21 protein-coding genes are annotated in these 20,696 nt (G+C 67.4%); 13 read left to right on the top strand and 8 right to left on the bottom strand.

The window, feature by feature from the left end:
• Positions 1–16 precede the first annotated feature (16 nt).
• The 5 genes from yajC to VHP37_04685 all read left to right on the top strand — a co-directional run bounded on the left by yajC (position 17) and on the right by VHP37_04685 (position 4,504).
• On the top strand, positions 17–340 hold the full coding sequence (yajC, locus tag VHP37_04705; protein ID HEX2825624.1) for a preprotein translocase subunit YajC: 324 nt from the start codon (positions 17–19) through the stop codon (positions 338–340).
• Complete coding sequence (gene secD, locus VHP37_04700; protein ID HEX2825623.1) at positions 337–2,190, top strand: protein translocase subunit SecD; 1,854 nt, start codon at positions 337–339, stop codon at positions 2,188–2,190. The genes yajC and secD overlap by 4 nt, the downstream gene beginning before the upstream one ends.
• Positions 2,191–2,294: 104 nt before the next feature.
• Positions 2,295–3,272, top strand: coding sequence for a protein translocase subunit SecF (secF, locus tag VHP37_04695; GenBank protein HEX2825622.1), 978 nt, complete (start codon positions 2,295–2,297; stop codon positions 3,270–3,272).
• Between the two features lie 7 nt (positions 3,273–3,279).
• The gene (locus VHP37_04690) at positions 3,280–3,945 is read left to right on the top strand and encodes a DedA family protein (GenBank protein HEX2825621.1); all 666 of its coding nucleotides are present in this window, start codon (positions 3,280–3,282) and stop codon (positions 3,943–3,945) included.
• A 22-nt stretch (positions 3,946–3,967) separates the two neighbouring features.
• On the top strand, positions 3,968–4,504 hold the full coding sequence (locus VHP37_04685) for a thioesterase family protein (protein ID HEX2825620.1): 537 nt from the start codon (positions 3,968–3,970) through the stop codon (positions 4,502–4,504).
• Here the strand turns inward: VHP37_04685 and VHP37_04680 are convergent.
• The 3 genes from VHP37_04680 to purB form a co-directional block, all read right to left on the bottom strand.
• Positions 4,501–6,519, bottom strand: a complete 2,019-nt coding sequence (locus tag VHP37_04680; protein ID HEX2825619.1) for a DUF6600 domain-containing protein — start codon at positions 6,517–6,519, stop codon at positions 4,501–4,503. The genes VHP37_04685 and VHP37_04680 overlap by 4 nt on opposite strands.
• Before the next feature lie 300 nt (positions 6,520–6,819).
• On the bottom strand, positions 6,820–7,674 hold the full coding sequence (locus VHP37_04675) for a tetratricopeptide repeat protein (GenBank protein HEX2825618.1): 855 nt from the start codon (positions 7,672–7,674) through the stop codon (positions 6,820–6,822).
• The gene (gene purB, locus VHP37_04670; protein ID HEX2825617.1) at positions 7,674–9,059 is read right to left on the bottom strand and encodes an adenylosuccinate lyase; all 1,386 of its coding nucleotides are present in this window, start codon (positions 9,057–9,059) and stop codon (positions 7,674–7,676) included. Before purB ends, VHP37_04675 begins: the two co-directional genes overlap by 1 nt.
• Positions 9,060–9,145: 86 nt before the next feature.
• On the opposite strand from purB, the gene VHP37_04665 reads away from it, so the two are divergent.
• The 3 genes from VHP37_04665 to VHP37_04655 all read left to right on the top strand — a co-directional run bounded on the left by VHP37_04665 (position 9,146) and on the right by VHP37_04655 (position 11,915).
• Positions 9,146–10,489: an MmgE/PrpD family protein gene (locus tag VHP37_04665; GenBank protein ID HEX2825616.1), complete on the top strand. Its 1,344-nt coding sequence runs from the start codon at positions 9,146–9,148 to the stop codon at positions 10,487–10,489.
• Between the two features lie 164 nt (positions 10,490–10,653).
• Entirely contained in the window at positions 10,654–11,574 is a 921-nt protein-coding gene (locus VHP37_04660; GenBank protein ID HEX2825615.1) for an EamA family transporter, read from the top strand.
• Between the two features lie 107 nt (positions 11,575–11,681).
• Positions 11,682–11,915, top strand: a complete 234-nt coding sequence (locus VHP37_04655; protein ID HEX2825614.1) for a DUF3567 family protein — start codon at positions 11,682–11,684, stop codon at positions 11,913–11,915.
• Between the two features lie 96 nt (positions 11,916–12,011).
• On the opposite strand, the gene VHP37_04650 is transcribed toward VHP37_04655, so the two are convergent.
• From VHP37_04650 to VHP37_04630, 5 genes are all read right to left on the bottom strand, one after another.
• Positions 12,012–12,749, bottom strand: a complete 738-nt coding sequence (locus tag VHP37_04650) for an aldolase (GenBank protein ID HEX2825613.1) — start codon at positions 12,747–12,749, stop codon at positions 12,012–12,014.
• Positions 12,746–13,267 carry a hypothetical protein gene (locus tag VHP37_04645; protein ID HEX2825612.1) on the bottom strand — a complete coding sequence of 174 codons (522 nt, stop codon included), beginning with the start codon at positions 13,265–13,267 and terminating at the stop codon, positions 12,746–12,748. The genes VHP37_04650 and VHP37_04645 overlap by 4 nt, the downstream gene beginning before the upstream one ends.
• Before the next feature lie 11 nt (positions 13,268–13,278).
• Positions 13,279–14,247 (bottom strand): tripartite tricarboxylate transporter substrate binding protein, encoded by a 969-nt coding sequence (locus VHP37_04640; GenBank protein ID HEX2825611.1) that lies wholly within the window; start codon positions 14,245–14,247, stop codon positions 13,279–13,281.
• A 49-nt stretch (positions 14,248–14,296) separates the two neighbouring features.
• Positions 14,297–15,694 carry an exonuclease domain-containing protein gene (locus VHP37_04635; GenBank protein HEX2825610.1) on the bottom strand — a complete coding sequence of 466 codons (1,398 nt, stop codon included), beginning with the start codon at positions 15,692–15,694 and terminating at the stop codon, positions 14,297–14,299.
• Positions 15,695–15,771: 77 nt separating this feature from the next.
• Positions 15,772–16,542: an IclR family transcriptional regulator gene (locus VHP37_04630; GenBank protein ID HEX2825609.1), complete on the bottom strand. Its 771-nt coding sequence runs from the start codon at positions 16,540–16,542 to the stop codon at positions 15,772–15,774.
• 72 nt (positions 16,543–16,614) lie between these two features.
• On the opposite strand from VHP37_04630, the gene greB reads away from it, so the two are divergent.
• The 5 genes from greB (at position 16,615) to VHP37_04605 (ending at position 20,695) form a co-directional block, all read left to right on the top strand.
• Positions 16,615–17,151 (top strand): transcription elongation factor GreB, encoded by a 537-nt coding sequence (greB, locus tag VHP37_04625; protein ID HEX2825608.1) that lies wholly within the window; start codon positions 16,615–16,617, stop codon positions 17,149–17,151.
• The gene (locus VHP37_04620; protein HEX2825607.1) at positions 17,151–18,137 is read left to right on the top strand and encodes a S1C family serine protease; all 987 of its coding nucleotides are present in this window, start codon (positions 17,151–17,153) and stop codon (positions 18,135–18,137) included. The genes greB and VHP37_04620 overlap by 1 nt, the downstream gene beginning before the upstream one ends.
• Before the next feature lie 294 nt (positions 18,138–18,431).
• Entirely contained in the window at positions 18,432–18,764 is a 333-nt protein-coding gene (locus VHP37_04615; protein HEX2825606.1) for a helix-turn-helix transcriptional regulator, read from the top strand.
• Positions 18,765–19,034: 270 nt separating this feature from the next.
• Positions 19,035–19,769 (top strand): (Fe-S)-binding protein, encoded by a 735-nt coding sequence (locus VHP37_04610; protein HEX2825605.1) that lies wholly within the window; start codon positions 19,035–19,037, stop codon positions 19,767–19,769.
• A complete protein-coding gene (locus tag VHP37_04605; protein ID HEX2825604.1) occupies positions 19,766–20,695 on the top strand; it encodes a 2-dehydropantoate 2-reductase in 930 nt (309 codons plus the stop codon). The genes VHP37_04610 and VHP37_04605 overlap by 4 nt, the downstream gene beginning before the upstream one ends.
• Position 20,696: the final 1 nt, after the last annotated feature.

The following is a 20,696-nucleotide window of genomic DNA, read 5'->3' as shown; positions in this document are numbered from 1 at the left end:
TCAACGGAGAACGTACATGTTCATTAACAACGCCTGGGCGCAGGCAACCGGGGGCGCGACCGGAGGCGGTTTCGAGAGCATGCTGCTCATCGGCGCGATGTTCGCGGTGCTGTACTTCTTGATGATCCGTCCGCAGATGAAGCGCCAGAAAGAGCACAAGGCGATGGTGGACGCGCTGCAGAAGGGCGACGAGGTCGTCACCGCCGGCGGCATCCTCGGGCGCATCAGCAAGATCGGCGAAGGCTATGTCTCGGTCGAGATCGCGCCGAACACCGAGATCCAGGTGCAGCGCGCCGCGGTGCAGACGGTGCTGCCCAAGGGCACGATCAAAAACACGTGAACCGCTATCCCGTCTGGAAATACACGCTGATCGGCGTCATCCTGCTGATCGCGCTGCTGTATACGCTGCCGAACTTCTTCGGTGAAGTGCCCGCGGTGCAGGTCTCGCCGGTGCGCGCGACGCTCAAGGCGGACGAGGCGCTGCTCGAACGCGTGCGCGACGCGCTCAAGCAGAACAACGTCGCCGCCGACGGCATCTTCCTCGATCCGACGAGCGTGAAGGCGCGCTTCGAGGACACCGATACCCAGCTTCGCGCCAAGGACGTCCTGCAGAAAGCGCTCGGCGACGATTACGTCGTCGCGCTGAACCTGCTGTCGGACAACCCCGAGTGGCTGCACGCGATCGGCGCCAAGCCGATGTACCTCGGCCTCGACCTGCGCGGCGGCGTGCACTTCCTGCTGCAGGTGGACATGAAGGGCGCGATCCAGAAGCGCCTCGACGCGGCCGGCAACGACATCCGCGGCGGCCTGCGCGAGAAGCGCATCCAGTACAGCGGGGTGAGCCGCGACGGCCAGAGCGTCGTGGTGCGCTTTCGCGATGCCGCCACGCGCGATCGCGGCCTGGACGAGATCCAGCGCACCATGCCCGACCTCGAGCTCAGGCCGATCGACGACGCCGGCGATTTCCGCATCGTCGGCACGCTCAAGCCCGAAGCGCAGCGCAAGACGGCGGACTTCGCGCTCCAGCAGAACATCCAGACGCTGCGCAACCGCGTCAACGAGCTCGGCGTCGCCGAGCCGATCATCCAGCAGCAGGGCGGCGATCGCGTGGTCGTCCAGCTTCCCGGCGTGCAGGACACCGCGAAGGCGAAGGAGATCCTCGGCCGCACCGCGACCCTCGAGATCCGCATGGTCGAAGAGGACAAGATGGATCCCGCCTCGCTCGCTGCGGCGGCCCAGGGCACTGCCCCTTTCAACACCGAGTATTACGTCGAGCGCGGCGGCGCGGGCATCCTCGTCAAGAAACAGGTCGTGCTCACCGGCGACCGCATCAACGACGCGCAGCCGGGCTTCGATTCGCAGACCGGCGAGCCCGCGGTGCACATCAGCCTCGACGGCCAGGGCGCGCGCATCTTCCAGCAGGTCACGCGCGAGAACGTCGGCAAGCGCATGGCGATCCTGCTCTTCGAGAAAGGCAAGGGCGAGGTCGTCACCGCGCCGGTGATCCGCACCGAGATCGGCGGCGGGCGCGTGCAGATCAGCGGGCGCATGACCACGCGTGAAGCGAGCGACGTCGCGCTGCTCCTGCGCGCCGGCGCGCTGGCGGCGCCGATGGAGATCATCGAGGAGCGCACGGTCGGCCCGTCGCTGGGCGCGGACAACATCAGGCGCGGCTTCCACTCGATGTGGTACGGCTTCGCCGCGATCGCGTTCTTCATGATCATCTATTACCGGCTCTTCGGCGTGATCTCGGTGATCGCGTTGTCGATGAACCTGCTGCTGCTGATCGCGCTGCTGTCGATGCTGCAGGCGACGCTGACCCTGCCGGGCATCGCGGCGATCGCGCTCACCCTGGGCATGGCGATCGACGCCAACGTGCTGATCAACGAGCGGGTGAGGGAGGAGCTGCGCAACGGCAACTCGCCGCAGGCGGCGATCGCCGCGGGTTACGACCGCGCATGGAACACCATTCTGGACTCGAACATCACGACGCTCATCGCGGGCATCGCGCTGTTCGCGTTCGGCTCGGGTCCGATCAAGGGCTTCGCGGTCGTGCACTGCCTCGGCATTCTCACCTCGATGTTCAGCGCGGTCATGGTGTCGCGCGCGCTGGTCAACCTGATCTACGGCAGCCGCCGCCGGCTGGAGAACGTTTCCATCGGCCAGGTCTGGCGGCCTAAAACCACGTGAAAAGTGAAACGTGAAACGTGATGGGCTCGCCGTGTTCGCACCGATGACCACCCCGTTTCGCGCGTCGCTTCACATTTCACATTTCACGTCTCACGGGTCTTAATATGGAATTCTTCCGCATCCAGCGCGACATCCCGTTCATGCGGCACGCGCTGATCTTCAACGTGATCTCGCTCGTCACGTTCCTGATCGCCGTGGGCGCGCTCGCCGTGCGCGGTCTGCACCTCGGGGTCGATTTCACCGGCGGCACGGTGATGGAGATCCGCTATTGCAAGGAGCCGCAGGCCGACCCGAAAGCGTCCTGCACGCCGGCCGCCGCCAGCCTGCCGCATGTGCGGGAGGCGATCACCAAGCTCGGCTTCACCGACGCCGCCGTGCAGAACTTCGGCAGCTCCGCCGACGTGATGGTGCGGCTCCCGGTCAAGCAGGGCCTCACCAGCGCGCAGCTGTCCAACCAGGTGATGGCCGAGCTCAGCAAGATCGACGCGGGCGCCAAGCTCCAGCGCGTCGAGTTCGTCGGCCCTCAGGTGGGCCGCGAGCTCCTCGAGAACGGCGCTCTTGCCTTGCTGTTCGTCTCGATGGGCATCGTGTTCTACCTGTGGTTCCGCTTCGAGTGGAAGTTCGGTGTCGCGGCGATCATCGCGAACCTGCACGACGTGGTGATCATTCTCGGCTTCTTCGCGATCTTCCAGTGGGAGTTCTCGCTGCCGGTGCTCGCCGCGGTCCTCGCGGTGCTCGGCTACTCGGTGAACGAGTCGGTGGTGGTGTTCGACCGGGTGCGCGAGGTGTTCCGGAACCGCCGCTTCCGCACCTATACGGTGCCGCACGTGCTCGATCACGCGATCACGGCGACGATGTCGCGGACGATCATCACCCACGGCTCGACCCAGCTCATGGTGCTGATGATGCTGATCTTCGGCGGCGAGACCCTGTTCTACTTCGCGCTCGCGCTGACGATCGGCATCTGCTTCGGTATTTACTCGTCGGTGCTCGTCGCCTCGCCGATCGTGATGTGGCTGGGCGTGTCGCGCGACGACCTCGCGCAGGCGGAGAAGAAAGCACAGCCGGAAGCCGTGGTGTAGCGCGTCGATGGAGCTCGTCACCGGCTTCATCGACGTCGTCCTGCACCTGGACAAATACCTGCAGTGGCTGGTCGCGAACTACGGCGGCTGGATCTACCTCATCCTGTTCCTCGTCATCTTCTGCGAGACCGGGCTCGTGGTCACGCCGTTCCTGCCGGGCGATTCGCTGCTGTTCGTGGCGGGGGCCGTGGCGGCCGGCGGCGGCATGCAGGTCGAGGCGCTCTTCGGCGCGCTCGTGCTCGCGTCCTTCCTCGGCGACAACACCAATTACTGGATAGGGCGCTTCATCGGGCCGCGCCTCTTCAGCCGCGAGACCTCGCGCTTCCTCAATCCGCAGCACCTCGCACGCACGCAGGGGTTCTACGAAAGGCACGGCGGCAAGACGGTGCTGATCGCGCGCTTCGTGCCGATCGTGCGCACCTTCGCGCCTTTCGTCGCGGGCATGGGACGCATGATCTACGCGCGCTTCGTCGCGTATGCCTTCGGCGGCGCGGTGCTGTGGATAGGCTCGCTGGTCTTCGCGGGCTATTTCTTCGGTAACCTGCCTTTCGTGCGCGAGAACCTGTCTATCGTCATCGTCGCGATCGTGCTGATCTCGATCATGCCGGGCGTCATCGAGTTCGTCCGCGGCCGCCGCGCAGCCGCGCCGCGCGCACCGGTGCCGCGCTCCTGACGCGGGCTCCCGGCGCCGGGCCGTGAACCTCTACCTGCGCCTGATCTTTCTCGCCTTGCGCATGATCGGGCTGCCGCGGCGCGGGGTGCTCGACGATTCGTGCGTGCGCTTCCGCGTGCTGCCGAACGACTGCGACGTCAACCTGCACATGAACAACGGGCGGTATCTGTCGTTCATGGACCTGGGGCGCGTGCACCTCATCGTGCAGCTCGGGCTGCTGTCGACGATCTTCAGGAATCGCTGGCGGCCGGTGCTCGCCGCCGCCGAGATCAACTTCATCCGGCAGCTCGCGCCGTTCCAGCCGTTCGATCTGGTGACGCGGGTCGTCACGTGGGACGAGAAGTACGTCTACATGGAGCAGCGCTTCGAGTCGCGCGGCGAGCTGTGCGCGCATGCCTTCGTGAAGGGGCTCTTCCTCGGCCCGGAAGGGCGCGTTTCCAACGCGGGCGTGGTGGCGCTGCTCGGCCACGATGCGCCGGCGCCGCAGATGCCGGAGGAGCTGCGCCTCTGGACCGAGCTCGGCAGCGCCAAGAAGCAGCGCGCCGACGAACAAAGCTAGTCCGTCTGCCGTCGCGAGCCGGTGCCCGTTTGGGGGCCTGCCGGCGGGCGCTCGTTCCCGCTGTTCTGCATGCGCCGCTCTTCACGACGTTCGTCACGGCGCTCTTCGCGGCGTTCTTCGCGCTGCGCCTGCGCTTGTGCGCGGGCCTGAGCCTGCTGTGCTTGCTGCTGCTGTTGTTGCTGCTGGCGTTGTTGCTGATGTTGTTGCTGCGCGCGCTCCCTCGCTTCGGCGTGCGCACGCGCCTGACGAGCCTGCGCCTCGGCCTGGGCGCGCGCGTGCGCTTCGGCTCGGGCCCGTGCTTCGACCTCGGATTGGGATTGGGCTTGCGGGACGCGCTCGCGCCGTTCGTTCGCGGCTTCGCGGCGCTCCTGGCGCTGCTGCTCGCGGCGGTCGGTCGCACGCTCCGGGTCGAAGCGCGGCGTCGTAGTCGTCACCGCGCCGGGCGCGGCGGCAGAGCCGGGCACCGCGGTGACACCGGGGGCGCCGGCCGCTCCGGGCGTTGCAACCACGCCGGGTGCGGTCGCCGCACGCGGAGGCTGCCCGCGTTCGCGATCCTGATCGCGTTCGCGCCGCAGCACCTGCACGCGCGGCGCGGCGTCGTCGCCGCGCGGGCGCTCGCGCCACGACGGCGTTTCGCGAGCCGTGGGCGAAGCGGGCGGATTCACCGCGACGACTTCGCGGGTGACCGCTTGCGCGGGCGGGCGATGCCCCGTGCGTTCCGGCGCGAAGCTCGCGCGGATGGGCTCGGCGGGCGCACGCTCGCGCAGGATCTCGGCGCGCGTGAGCTCGTTGCGCGTGACCGGGACGGCGGAGCGCGCGACCGGCCGCGACGAGACGAACGCCTGCTGCGGCACGACGGTGACTGCTCCCGGACGGTCGCGGTTCACGTAGCGAACGTTCGTGACGTTGGTGATGTTGGTGACGTTCGTCACCTGCGTGACGTTCACGTTCTGCACGTGGCGATGGCTCGCGCGATACCAGGGGATGTAAGGCTCGCGCCAGCCGAGCGGGAACCAGCCGACCGCAGGGCCGCTGCGCACCGAGACCGAGAAGCTCGAGCCGCCGACGAAAGCGACCAGCGCCGGCGCGTAGACCGGACGGCGAGCGACCGGGCCGGGCGCCCACGCCCAGTAGTTGTCGACGTACACCCAGCGGCCGTAGTGCGACGGGGCATAGCCCCACGGCGCGTCGTCGACCCACGTCCAGCCCCACGGCGAGACCCACACCCAGTGGCCGTAGCGATACGGCGCCCAGTCCGAAGCGACGCGCGTCGGCACCCAGACGTTGCCGTATTCGGGCAGCGCGCGCCACGTGCCGTATTGATCGAGGTCTTCGTAACCGGTCATGTCGCGCGAGACGTAGCGCGCCGAAACGGAACGGTCCTCGCGGCGGTCGCGGTCGCTGCTCCAGCGATCGAACTCGCTGGCAGGTGCGTACTGCGCGAGCTCGAACGACGGAGCGCCCGACGCGTTGATGGTCGCGGCCTGGCTCGAAGGCACCGCGAAGGTCTGCGAGGGCGTCACCACTTCGGCCTGGCCGAAATTGACGAGCACGCGCGTCGTGCCGCCGTAAGGATCGACGCTGACGCGATAGCTGCCCGGCTGCCGCAGGAGCACGCCGCCCATCGGCGTCGCCACTTCGACGATGTCGTTCGCGTCCAGCTCGCGCACGCGCAGATTCAGCGCACCCTGCGCGAGACGAAGCTGCAGCACGTCGTCGTCGAGGTTGAGGACATCGGCGCTGGTCATCGCATCGAGGCGGATCGCGGTCGAGCCGACGTGCAGCTCGGCGCGGCCGTTCTGGTCGGCCCACAGACGGTCGCCGGACGTGACCGGGCGATTGACCACCGCCTGCACCCATGAATCGGGCGCTTCGTACGGCGCGAAAGAGACCGGACCGTTGATCAGATTGAGCCGTGCCACGCGGCCCGGCGGATCGATGGGCTCGGCGGAATAGGCTGCCGCGCTGCACACCAGCAGCGCGATCGAGAACAAGACGTTGAGTCGGCGGAGCATGAGCGCCTCGGTTCGTCCGTCGGCACGCAAAAGGCGGGCCTCGACGTAGGATAACGCGCAGTCTACGCAGTCGGTTTGCAGGAAGCCGCTGCAATTACAGACTTTTACAAACGACCCGCCGGCGCTGACGGCGGGTCGTCGCGAGGAGCGGCAGCGACGAAGCGACCCCGGCGCGGCCGTCGTCGCGAGGCGCAACGCGACGAAGCGATCCCGTGGCGCACGACAACCGTTACGGCCGCGCCGGGATCGCCACGTCGCCCTGCCGGGCTCCTCGCGATGACGCGCGGGAACGCCCGCGCGTCAGTTCAACGATTGTGCGAGCTTGCGGCGGAACTCGCTGACGAGCTCGCGCTCGTCGGGGATGAGCTCGAAGATCTTGAGCATCGTCTTACGGCCGGCGTCGTCGCGAAAGCGGCGGTCGCGCTGCACGATCTCCAGGAGCTGGGCGAGCGCTTCGCGATACGCGCGGCGGCCGGCGAGGGCGTGCGCGAGCTGCAGCCGGGCATCGAGATCGCCGGGGTTTGCCGCGATGCGTTGCGCGAGCTCGTCTTCGCCCGCGGCGCCGGCCGCGCCTTTCGCCAGGTCGAGCTTGGCGCGCAAGGCGCTCACGCGATCGTCCATCTGGGTGAGCGGCTTCAAGGCATCGAGCGCGGCGCGCGCTTCGTCGGCGCGGCCCGCGTCGGCGAGGATCGCCGCGCGGTCGATGCGCACCTCTTCGTCGTCGGGCTGCAGCGCCTCGGCGCGCGCGAGGACGGCGAGCGCCGCATCGGCGTCGCGCGTTTGCGCGTACACCGCCGCCGCTTCGTCGCGCAGTTCGTCCGCCGGCGACGGCACCAGGCGATCGAGGAACTGGCGCACCTGCCCTTCGGGCAATGCGCCGGAGAACTCGTCGACCATTTCGCCGTCGATGAACGCTTTCACGTTCGGTATGCCGCGCACGCCGTAACGTCTCGACAGCTCGGGATTCTCGTCGGAGTTGATCTTGGCGAGCACGAAGCGGCCGCCGTATTCCTCCGCGAGCTTTTCGAGGATGGGGCCGAGCGCGCGGCACGGGCCGCACCAGGGCGCCCAGAAATCGACGACGACCGGCGTCGCGCGCGAGCCTTCGATGACGACTCGTTCGAAGCTCGAGCGGTCGACGTCGACGACGGTCATCAGATCTTCCGCGCGAGGTCGGCGGCGATGCCGACGTAGGTCGCAGGCGTCATCGCGAGCAGCCGCTGCCGTTCTTCCTCCGGAATGCCGCTGAGGCCCTTGATGAATGCTTCGAGGGACTCTCGCGTGATGCCTTCCTTGCCACGCGTGAGTTCCTTCAGCTGCTCATAGGCGCCCGCGACGCCGTAGCGCCGCATCACCGTCTGAATCGGCTCGGCGAGCACCTCCCAGTTGTCGTCGAGGTCCTGCGCGAGACGCGCGCGGTTCGCTTCGAGCTTGTCGAGCCCGCGCACGCACGAGTCGTACGCGAGCAGCGTATGGCCGAGCGCGACACCCATGTTGCGCAGGACGGTCGAGTCGGTCAGGTCGCGCTGCCAGCGCGAGACCGGGAGCTTCTCGCTCATGTGCTTGAGCAGCGCGTTGGCGATCCCGAGGTTGCCTTCGGAGTTCTCGAAGTCGATCGGGTTCACCTTGTGCGGCATCGTCGAGGAGCCGACTTCGCCCGCCTTGAGCTTCTGCCGGAAGTAACCGAGCGAGATGTAGCCCCACACGTCGCGGTTGAAGTCGACGAGGACGGTGTTCGCCCGCGCGTAGGCGTCGAAGAGCTCGGCGATCGCGTCGTGCGGCTCGATCTGTATGGTGTATTCGTTGAATTCGAGGCCGAGGGCGGTGACGAAGCGCCGCGAGAAACCGGGCCAGTCGACCTGCGGATAGGCGGCGAGGTGAGCGTTGTAGTTGCCCACTGCGCCGTTCGCCTTGCCGAGCAGGGACACCGCCGCGATGCGCCCGCGGGCGCGCTTGAGGCGATAGGCGACGTTCGCCATCTCCTTGCCGAGCGTCGTCGGCGACGCGGGCTGGCCGTGGGTGTGCGCGAGCATGGAGGCGTCGGCGAGACCGTGCGCGAGCGCCGCGATTTTGCCGACGATGCCGTCGAGCGCCGGGAGCATCACGTCCTCGCGCGCGTGCTTCAACATCAGCGCGTGACAGAGGTTGTTGATGTCTTCCGACGTGCACGCAAAGTGGATGAACTCGGCGACGCGCGCGATTTCCTGGTTGCCCGCGAGCCGCTCCTTCAGGAAGTACTCGATCGCCTTGACGTCGTGATTGGTCTGCGACTCGATCGCCTTGACGCGGGCGCCGTCCTCCTCGGAGAAGCCTGCGGCGAGCTTGTCGAGCTCCGCGATCGTTTGTGCGGAGAACGCGGGCACCTCCGCGATGCCGCGCTCGGCCGCGAGCGCCTTGAGCCATTCGATCTCGACGAGGACGCGGAAGCGGATGAGCGCGTATTCGCTGAACAGGCTGCGCAGCGGCGCGACCTTGGCCGCGTAGCGGCCGTCGAGCGGAGAGAGGGCGGTAAGGGCGGAGAGGGCAGGCGAGGCGGGCATGAGAGGGACGCTATACTCGGGGTCTGACCCCGGCTTTATGGGGTCTGACCCCGGTTTTGAACCCTACAATTTTAACACGCGCCCCCATGACCTCTCCCGCCCGCACCCTCGCCGAATTCGCCTGCAACCTGAAGTACGAAGACATCCCCGCCGACGCCATCGACCGCGCCAAGACCGCGCTCATCGACACCATCGGTGCGATGACGTTCGGGGCCGACCTGCCGTGGAGCCGCATCATGATCGAGTACGTGCAGCGCACCAGCGCGCCCGGCAAAGGCTCGATCGTCGGGACCAGGCACAAGGCGCGCGGCCAGCTCGCCGCGCTCGCCAACGGCGTGCTCGCGCACTCCTTCGAGCTCGACAGCCTGTGCGATCCGTCCGTCGGCGTGCATCCGGGTGCTTCGCTGTCGGCGCCCGGCATCCCGGTCTCGCAGGCGCAGGGCCGCAGCGGCAAGGAGCTGCTGACCGCGTTCGTCGCGGGCTTCGAGGTGATGTACCGCATCGGCGATGCGGCGCGGCATTCGAGCGAGAAGATCGGCTTTCACGCGCCGGGCCTCACCGGCGTCTTCGGCGGCGCGATCGTGACGGGTCTGCTGATGAAGCTCGACGCCGACCGCATGACCAACGCGCTCGGCATCGGCGGCTCGCTGTGCTCGGGTCTGCTCGAGTTTTCGAAATCGGGCGGCGGCATGGTGAAGCGGCTGCACCTGGGGCGCGCGGCGGAGGGCGGCGCGATGGCGGCGACGCTCGCGCGCGAAGGCTTCACCGGCCCGGAGGGCGTGCTCGACGGCAAGTACGGCTTCCTCAACGTGTTCGCCAGGGACATCGATCCGCCGCGTCTCACCCAGGAGCTCGGCACCAAGTGGCATACGCTCAACACGATGCTGAAGCGTTACTCCTGCCATATCACCGCGCACGTGCCGGTCACCGCCGCGCTCGAGCTGCGGGCCAAGCACGGCTTCGCGGGTGAGGACATCGCTTCGGTCGCGATCGCGACGAACGAGAAAGTGGTCAGCCATCACAACATCCTCGAGCCGCAGGACGCGATGATGGCGCAGTACAGCGTGCCGTTCTGCGTCGCGCTCGCCTTCCACCGCGATCCCACCGATCCCCGTAACTTCGGCGACGCCACGCTGAACGACGAATCGATCCGCCGCGTGTGCCGCAACACCACCGTCAGCGAATATCCGGCGGCGCAGGCGAAAGGCCGCTTCTCGACGCGTCTGACGGTGAAGCTCAAGGACGGCCGCGAGCTGACGACCGAAGCTTTCGACTACGAAGGCATGCCGCAGCGGCCGCTGTCGCGCGAGCAGCTTCGGGCGAAGTTCCTCAAGTTGACAAAGGGTACGCAGGCGTATGACCCCGAAGCGGTGCTCGCGAAGCTCGAGAAGCTCGAGACGCTCGACAGCATGACGGGGCTGTTCGATTAAGGCGGGACCGTTGCGGTGCGTTACGCGCCTTCGGCGCTAACGCACCCTACGTCTCGATAGCCCGCGATCGCGGGGCCTTTCGCGGTGCGCTCGCGCGCACGTACGAAGAGCGCCTACGCCGCGCAGGGTGCGTGCCAATGCGCCGCCCGAGGTTCCATTGACCGATGCAGCCGCAACGCACCCTCAAAGACTGGGCGCTCCTCCTCTCGCTGGTCGCGATGTGGGGCTCGTCCTTCATGTTCAACAAGGTCGCGCTCGCGAGCGTCCCGCCCGCCACGGTCGTGGCGGCGCGGCTCGCGCTCGGTGCGCTCACGCTGCTGGCGATCGTGCACGCGCGCGGCGCGCGATTGCCGCCGTGGGGGCGCATCTGGGGCGCGTATGCGCTGCTCGGCTTCGTCGGCAACGCCTTCCCGTTCTACCTCATCGCGTGGGGACAGCAGTTCGTCGACAGCGCGCTCGCCGGCATCCTGATCGCCGCGATGCCGCTGGCGACCCTGGTGCTCGCGCATTTCGTGGTGCAGGGCGAGCGCATCACGCTCAACCGCAGCGCGGGTTTCGCGCTGGGCTTCGCGGGCATCGTGCTGCTGATGGAGCCCGCGGCCGTGGCGGGGCTCGGCGGCGCGGCGATCCAGATCCTCGCTCAGCTCTCGATACTCGGCGGCGCGCTGTGCTACTCGGCGAACAGCGTGCTCGCGCGCCTCACGATCAAGACCGACTTCCTCGCCGCGGCGACCGGCACGCTCCTGGTTGCCGCTGTCATGATGCTGCCGGTCGCGCTGGTCTACGACGCGCCGTGGACGCTGCGGCCCGGCGCTGCGTCGATCGCTTCCATCGTCTGGCTCGGCATCGGTCCGACCGCCGTCGCGACGATCTGCTACTTCGCGCTGATCGGCTCGGCGGGACCGACGTTCATGTCGCTCGTGAACTATCTCAGCCCGGCGGTCGCGGTGTACCTCGGCGTCGTGCTGCTCGGCGAACAGCCCGGCGTCACCGCCTATGCGGGGCTCGGGATGATCCTGCTGGGCATCGCCTTGAGCCAGTGGGCGAGCCGCGTCGCGTCGCCGCGTCCCGACAACGGGACTTGAAAAAGTGCTGTCCGGCCCGACATTTATACGCAGGCACGGGCCCTGCATTGACAAGGTCGAGGAAACTGAAAGTGCCGCGAAACCGGCGCTGCCGAAAAGGACAGGACATGAACGTCATTTACAACAGCGACAACTACTACGTCGTCGAGTATCCGTCCCAGCACGGCTACGAGCTGGTGGATAAGCACGCGGCGCGCGGCACGTACCTATCGGGCGATACCGCCGACAAGTTTCTCGAGTCGATGAAGACGGCGATCTCCGAAGACGCTTCGGCCGAGCACGTGGACGAGTTCCTGGACCAGTTCGACGTGCTGCTGACCCTGCCCGTCGTCTTCCACTGACAAGCCGTCATTCCGGACGCGTCGCAGACGGGATCCGGAATCCATTTTGACTTTCGATAAGTTCAACATGGATTCCCGCTTTCGCGGGATGACGCCTCAGTTACCACGCCAGCCCGGTTCGTCGCGGTCGAGCATCCGCTTCAGCGCTTCGAAGTGCAGCAGCGGCTGTTGCGATTCTCCCGCCATCTGCCGGCCGGTCATCGCCGCGATCTCCCGCGGGACGACGCGTAACGGCCGGCCGGTCTGCATCGCCATGACCTGGAGCTGGCAGGCACGCTCCAGGTAGTACAGATCGTCGAACGCTTCGGCGATCGTTTTGCCCGTGACGATGACGCCGTGATTGCCGAGGAACAGCACCTCGGCGTCTTTCAATTCGGCACACATCCGATCGCCTTCGGCCTCGTCGAGCGCGAGGCCGTTGTACGCATCGTCGTACGCCACCCGGTCGTAGAACTTCAGCGAAGTCTGGCTCGCCCATTCGAGGCGGCCGTCCTGTAAGGTGGTCAGCGTCGTCGCGTACGGCATGTGCGTGTGGAGGACGCAGCGCGCGCCCGGCTTGCCGCGATGGATGGCGCCGTGGATGAAGAACGCCGTCGGCTCGACATCGTGCCCGCCGGTCACTTTCCGGCCGTGCGCGTCGACGATGACCAGATCGGCGGGCGTCACCTCCGACCAGTGGAATCCCTGCGGGTTGATGAGGAAGCGATCGTCTTCGCCGGGCAGCGCCATGCTGAAGTGGTTGCAGATGCCTTCGCCGAAGCCGAGCTTCGCCGCCCAGCGCAAGGCGGCGGCGAGGTCGATGCGGGCGTTGGTTTCGGTCGTGGTCGGGTTCACGGGTTTCCTCCGGGATCATTTGCGGACGGATCTTCGATCAGCGCCTTGACGCGCTCCATCGCCTCTTCGCCGCGCAGGGTTTCGGCAACCACGACGCGGCGGCCGTCGGCGATTCGTGCGTAAAGGTGATACGCGGGCGCGGCGCCGAACGGGCTCTGATAACGCGTCGGGATCTGCGGCTCGATGGACCGGATCTCGGCCCGCGCGATGCGCCGCCGCTTTACGATCGTGCCGAAGACGAGCCGCGTCGTCTCGATGCCCGATGCATCCGAGCGCACGTGCAGCGCGTTCGCGAGCATGTAGACCGCGATCGCGACGAGGATCGCGCCGAACACGACGAACGGCAGGACGAAGCTCGCGATCAGCACCGTCGCCAGCAGGTTGCCTGCATTGGCGACGAGCGTCGGCAGCAGGGCCGCGATCACCGCCGCCGGCACCGCGGCGGCGATCGCGCCGAAGAGCGCGAGCGGTATCGCGGCCGCGGGCGAGCGCAGGGGCGGAAAGTACAGCTCCACCACGCCCGGCGCGGTCAGTCGAGCTGGATCTTTGCGAACTTCGCGACCTTCGCCCACTTCGCCGCTTCCGATTTGATGAAGGCGGTGAATTCGGCCGGCGTGCCGCCCCCGACCACGGCGCCGTTCTTGAGCATCGCCTCGCGCCCTGCGGGCGATTTGAGCTCCTTGGCGACCGGCGCGTGCACGCGGTTCACGATGTCCTGCGAGACGCCCGCAGGGGCGACGAGCCCGTTCCACGACCCGCCGTCGAAGCCTTTGACGCCGCCTTCTTCCACGCTCGGCAGCTCGGGCATCGCCGGGAAGCGCTCGCGCGTGGAGATCGCGATGCCGCGCAGCTTGCCCGCTTTCACCTGCGGGATGACGCCGATCGCGGTGTTGAACGCGACCTGCACCTGCCCCGAGAGCTGATCGAGCACCGCGGGCGCCTGTCCCTTGTAGGGCACGTGGACGAGGTCGATGCCCGCCATCGACTTCAGCATCTCCATCAGCATGTGCGGGCTGGTGCCGTTGCCCGTCGACGCGTAGGTCAGCTTGCCGGGTTGTGACTTGGCCAGCGCGACCAGCTCTTTCACGTTCTTCACCGGCAGCGTGGGATGCACGGTGAGCATGCTCGGCAGCGAGGCCATCAGCATGATGTGCGTGAGGTCCTTCATCGGATCGAACGGCAGCTTGCGATACACCGCCGGCGCGATGCTCTGCGCGACCGTCATCACGCAGATCGTCGAGCCGTCGGGCGGCGATTTGGCGCAGAGCTCGGTGCCGATGTTGCCGCCCGCGCCCGCGCGGTTGTCGGCGACGAACTGCACGCCGTACGCCTTGGTGAGCGTGTCCGCGGCGAAGCGCCCCATGATGTCGGTCGGCCCGCCGGGCGGGAACGGGATGATCACGCGCACCGGTTTGGTCGGCCACTGCTGCGCGTGCGCGGCGCACGTGCAGGCGAGCGCGGCCGCCGCGGCGGCCGCCATCGCTTTGAATGTCGTCATGGAAAGCTCCTCGGGAAACCCGCCGCTCGAGCGGCGGCGAGGCGGGCCATTATGCCGCAAGGGCGACGATTTGACAGTTGCGCGGCGGCGATTTGAGCAGGCGCTGGAGCGCGCGATAGGTGTCGAGGTCGAAGCGCGCAGCGCCACGCTCGCGCACGATTTCGGCGACCTCGTCTTCACCGTGCGCGGTGCCGAGATAGCGCCAGCGGTCGAAGACGTGAGTCTCGGTGCGCTCGCTCCATACGTGGCGCTCGCGAATCGCGATCGGGCCGGGATACGGCCACGGCTTGATCCGCAGACGCGACAGCGCCTGGATCGTGCGCATCGCGTGCGACACCGCAGGCTCCTTGCCGACACACGCGCCGCGACAGCGGCCTGCCGTGTGCGCCGAGCACGGACCTGCGCCGGGCGGCTCGAGCCCGACGAGCTTGTGGCACAGCGAGTAGGTGCGCGCGAGCTCGCGCATCGCGTTCCTCGCCCCCGAGCGCGCGCGGAAAGCGCCGTAGAGATGCTCGGGCTCGACGTCGTCGATCCCGTTCGTGCCGATCAGGCGCGGCGGGATTTCGGGCGTGTCCGAGCGCCAGTACCACGAGCACGTCTCGTCGGCCGCGAGCCGGTTGTGCGCCGGTTGCAGTTGCGCGACGAGCCGCGCGGCTTCGAAATGCGCCGATAGCTCGCCCGTGGTCTCGTTCCAGTCCACGCGGCGTACGTCCGCGGTGAGCCTGAGGTCCTTGCCCGACCGGCGCTCACCGGTGAATTGGACCAGCACGCGCGAGCGGATGTTGGCGGCCGCGCCGACGTAGAGCGACCGGCCGTCGTCGCCATACAGGGTGTAGACGCCCGCGGTCTCGGGCAACGTGTCGTAGAGATCGGGCGGAAGACCCGCCGGCACCGCGGGTCGCTTCATGAGATCGGCGCACGCCGCCGCGAGCGTCGCGGGATCGATCTCGCGGCGCCAGATCTGCGCGAGATCCCACAGGACGCGCGCATCGCCCAGCGCGCGATGCCGATCGAGGCAGAAGAGGCCGTTGCGCACGATCAGCGCATCGAGGTTGTGCTTGTCGTGCTGGGGCGCGAGGCGCCGCGAGAGCTTCACCGTGCACAGCACCGGCGCTTCGAAGGTGAGGCCGGCGCGCGCGAACTCGGTCTTGAGGAAGCCGTAGTCGAAGCGCGCGTTGTGCGCGGCGAAGACTTTGCCTCGCAGCCGCTCGAGCAGCGCGGGCGCGATCTCCGCAAAGGCCGGCGCTGCCCGCAAATCCTCTTCGGTGATGCCGGTGAGCACCTGGATCGAGTGCGGGACGCGCCGTCCCGGGTTGACGAGCGTCGACCATTCGGCGACGCGCTCGCCGTTCGCGATCTCCACCACGCCGATCTCGATGATCCGGTCGTAACCTACGCTGCCGCCGGTGGTTTCGAGGTCGAGGAAGACGAGGTTCTGATCGAACAAGAGAAGAGAGAGGAGATAAGAGAGAGGAGAAACGGCGTGGAGCAGGAATCTCTCCTGTCTCCTCTCTCCTCTCAGGCTCAGGCCGTCGCGCGGTGGCCTATGGCGCGAGAGATTCTTTCGGCCGCGTCGCGCACCTGCGGCGCCCAGCCTCTGTCCAGGCGGTCGGAGGGGGCCGACACCGAGAGCCCGGCGACGAGGCGGCCTTCGTCGTTGTAGATCCCGGCGCCGATGCACGAGACGCCTTTCTCGGCTTCCTCGTTGTCGAACGCGTAGCCGTGCTCGCGGATGGCCTGGATCTCGCGCGCGAGGGCGTCGCTGTCCGCCAGCGTGTTCTCGGTGAAGCGCGGCAGCCCGGTGCGGCGCGCATACTCCGCCGCGCCCGCGACCCCTTCGTCCGCCAGAAAGATCTTGCCGACCGCGGTGATGTGGAGCGGCGCGCGCGCGCCGATGATCTGCACGACGCGCATCATCGAGTTGCCCGCCGCGGTGCGCTCGACGTAGACGACCTCGTCGTCGTGCCGAACGGACAGGTTCACCGTCTCGCCCAGCGCCTGGTGGAGCTGCTGCATGTACGGCAGCGCCTCCTGCCGCACGCTGATGCGCGATTTGACGAGGCTGCCGAGCTCCAGGAGGCGGATGCCGAGCCGATAGGTGCCGGGCTCGATGCGGTCGACGAGGCGGCTCTCGACCATGACGCCGAGGATGCGGTGGGCGGTCGAGGGGTGCAGCGTGGTCTCGGCCGCGAGCTGCTTCAGGTTGACCGGCGTGCTGTGCTGCGCCAGCGCGTCGAGCAGACTCATCATCCGCTCGATCACCTGTATGGACGATTTCGCTTCTTTGACAGGCATCGCTCGCGCCCAAGCGATTTGAAGCGGGCGATTTTATAGGATGAAATTTCGTGGAGCAATTAAACTAGCCGCATGCCAGCCCAGCCTCAGCGGACGCGGCCGGCGGCGGGCGCCCCGGCCGCCGAAGCCCCCCGTAACTACATGACCCCCCAGGGCTATGCGAAGCTCAAGGCCGAGTTCTCGCAGCTCTGGGAAAACGAGCGGCCCGAGCTCGTGAAGACCATCGCGTGGGCTGCTTCCAACGGGGACCGCAGCGAAAACGGCGATTACATCTACGGAAAGAAGCGCTTGCGCGAGATCGACCGGCGCCTGCGCTATCTCTCCAAACGCCTCGACGGCGCGGTCGTCGTCGATCCCGCCGAGCGCGGCGAGACCGAGCAGATCTACTTCGGCGCGACCGTCACCTACATGACCGCCGACGGGTCGGAACAGACGATCAGCATCGTCGGCATGGACGAAGTCGATCCCGCGCGCGGGCGGGTCTCCTGGATCTCGCCCATCGCCAAGGCGCTGCTGAAGAAGACGCCGGGCGACCGCGTGCGCCTCTCGACACCCGGCGGGGTGGAAGACATCGAAGTGGTCGACGTGCGCTACGAGGCCCTGCCGTAATGGCGCTGCCGTTCTTCACCGCCTCGCTCGCCGCGTGGCGCGCCGCCTACAGCGAGCCGCCCGGCGGCTACGCGACCGCCGGCGAGAGCGACGCGGTGGTGAAGCTCTCGATCAAGGCGGCGCCCGACGCGCGCACCGCCGATACGCTCGGCGCCGAGCGCGAAGGCACCGGCATCGTCATCGACCAGAAGCGCGGTCTCATCCTCACCATCGGCTATCTCGTGCTCGAGGCGCAGTCGATCCTCGTGATGACGCGCGGCAGCCGCATCTATCCGGCCAGCGTCGCGGGTTTCGACCACGCCAGCGGCTTCGGCCTGGTGCGCGTGGCGAGCGGGCTCAATGCCGGGGCGGTCGATCTCGGCCACTCCGAAGGCCTGCGCGAGCTGCACACCTGCACGATCGTCGCGCACGGCGGCGCGGGCGGGAACTCGCCGGCGGCGGTGGTGGCGCGCCGGCGCTTCACCGGCTGGTGGGAATACATGATCGAGGACGCGATCTTCACCGCGCCGCCGCGCTACGAGCACAGCGGGGCGGGCTTACTCGACCAGGAAGGAAGGCTCGTCGGCATCGCGTCGCTGTGGGTGAGCGACACGCTGGAGATCGGCGCGGCGTTTCCCGGCAACATGTTCGTGCCGATCGACCTCTTGAAGCCGCTGCTCGACGACCTCGTCAGTCTGGGCCGGCGCCGCGGCCCGTCGCGTCCGTGGCTCGGCGTGTACTCGGAGCAGCACGAAGGCCATCTCTTCGTGTCGCGCACGCTGCCCGATTCGCCGGCCGCGCGCGCGGGTCTCGCGCGCGGCGACGTCATCCTCGGTGTCGCCGGCGAGGCGATCGGCGGCCAGAGCGATTTCTATTACAAGCTCTGGAACGCCGGCGAAGCGGGCTGCGACGTGACGCTGCAGGTCCTGCACGAGAAAGCGGTGAAGCAGGTCACGGTGCGCACCGCGGACCGCATGGATTACCTGCGTCCGTGGCGCGTGGGCTGAACGTCAAAAGCTTTTACCGCAGAGGACGCAGAGGACGCGGAGGAAAAGCAGAAGCGAAACGTAGGCGCACATACCGAATACGATATAATTTCTATGCCCGGCAGCGTCACGTCCTCCGAAAAAACCGCTGCACCGGGTCGGCTCGTCGAAGAAAGACCTGCTGTCGTCCCGGAGGCAGTCGTGGAGGCTTCACGGCTTCCAAGAAATCGCCTGCGGGCGTACGTACGGCGCGGACCGATGTCGCGCTGATCCGCGAACGTCTGAAGGCCGCGCAGGCGGATTACGAGGTGCGCTATGGCAAGAAAGCGTGAAACGGTCGAGACCGGGAGCGGTGATGTGTTCGTCGACCTCGGCTTCGAAGATGCCGGCGAACGCAAGCTTCGGGTGCAGCTTGCGATGCGTCTGAACGATTTGATTGCTGAGCGCAAGCTGACGCAGACGAAGACCGCTGGGCTATTCGGCATTCCTCAGCCCCACGTATCCGAGCTCAAGAACTACAAGCTGTCGCGGTTCTCATCGGAGCGTCTGCTGCGCTTTCTGACTCTGCTCGATCGCGACGTGGAGATCGTGATTCGGCCCAAAGCGAAGGGGCGCGCTGCGGGGCTGGTATCGGTGTCGGTGGTATAAGCATCCCGAAAACAATCGAGCCCGGCGGCGCCTCGTGCGCCACGGGATCGCCACGTCGCCCTGTGGGCGACTCGCGATGACGACGGCGAGGACAGATCGCTCAGCCGGCGGTCGACCGGTTCAAGGCGGTGGAAGACGAGGACTCGCGAATCGAGTGGGCGCAGAAGTAATTACGGCCAGCGCCACCGGTCGTCTGCCTTACAATCGACATTCGATCTTCCTCCGTGACCTCCGTGACCTCCGTGTCCCTGCTTTGCTCTTGACTGATCTATGCGTGTAGGGCTTTTCGTCACATGCCTGGTGGATCTGGTGCGCCCGCGCATCGGCTTCGCGGCGCTGAAGCTGCTGGAGAGCGCCGGTTGCGAAGTGATCGTTCCCGAGACTCAGACCTGCTGCGGCCAGCCGGGCTACAACGGCGGCGATCGCGCGAGCGCGCTCGCGCTCGCGCGCAAGGTGGTGAGTGAATTCGAGCGCGTCGACTATGTCGTCGTGCCTTCGGGATCGTGCGGCGGCATGATCCGCACGCATTATCCGGACCTCTTCCGTGATGCTCCCGAAGAGCTCGCTCGCGTGCGGGCGGTATGCGCGAAGACCTACGAGCTCACCGATTTTCTGGCGAACGTGCTCGAGGTCGAGCGCGTGCCGGGGCGCTACGACGGCGCCGTGACCTATCACGATTCGTGCGCGGGACTGCGCGAGCTCGGCGTGAAAGCGCAGCCGCGTGCGCTGCTCCGACTCGCGGGTGTGACGGTGAACGAGATGACGCAGCCGGAGCAGTGCTGCGGCTTCGGCGGAACGTTCTCGATCAAGTTCGGCGACATCTCGGCGCACATCGCCGACCGCAAGTGCCTGGACATCGAAGCGACCGGGGCGGATACGGTCGTGCTCGGCGATCTGGGCTGCATGCTGAACATCGAAGGACGATTGAGGCGCCGCGGCGACACGACGACACGCGTGCTGCACGTGGCGGAAGTGCTTGCAGGAACGACAGAAGGAAAGAGATGAAGATTGCAGTCATGGGTTCGGGCGGCGTCGGCGGCTTCTACGGCGGCCGTCTGGCGAATGCGGGTTACGACGTGACGTTCGTCGCGCGCGGGGCGCATCTGAAAGCGATGCGCGAGAACGGTCTCCTCATCGAGAACGAAGCGCAGGGCGACATCCTCGTCAAAAACGTGAAGGTCACCGAGGATCCGGCGACGATCGGCCCGGTCGATCTGGTCATCCTCGCCGTGAAGCTGTGGGACACCGAAGCCGCCGCGCGTGCGCTGAAACCGATCGTCGGACCCAAGACCGGCGTGCTGTCGCTGCAGAACGGCGTGATCAAGGACGACATCCTGCGTCGCGAGTTCGGTGCCGAAAGCCTGATGGGCGGCGTCGCGTACGTGGGAACGCACATCGCGCGCCCCGGCGTGATCCTCCAGACGGGAACGCTGCAGCGCCTGCTCTTCGGCGAGTACGACAAGCGCCGCAGCGAGCGCGCCGAGCAGTTCCTGCAGGCGCTTCTGAAGGCGGGCATACAGGCCGAGCTCTCCGAAGACATCCAGCGCACGCTGTGGGAGAAGTACGTCTTCCTCGTCGGCCTGTCGAGCACCACCGCGAGCATGCGCTCGACGATCGGCCCGATCCGCGGGAACCCGCAGACGCGCGCGTTCCTGCTCGACATCATGAAAGAGACCGTCGCGGTCGGCCGTGCGCTCGGCGTCAACCTGCCCGAGGACTACGCCGAGCAGCGATTGCAGTTCGCGGATTCGGTCGCGCCCGCGATGGATTCGTCGCTGCACCACGATCTGCAGCACGGCAACCGCCTCGAAGTCGAGTGGCTCGCGGGCGGCGTGGTGCAGCTCGGCAAACAGGCCGGGGTGCCGACGCCGCTCAACCGCGCGGTGTGGGACATCCTCGCGCTGCACGCGGGCGGCAAGCCGAGGTCGTAAC

The sequence above is a fragment of the Burkholderiales bacterium genome (assembly GCA_036262035.1).
Classification (GTDB): domain Bacteria; phylum Pseudomonadota; class Gammaproteobacteria; order Burkholderiales; family SG8-41; genus JAQGMV01.
This window is presented reverse-complemented; position numbering and strand designations above follow the sequence as displayed.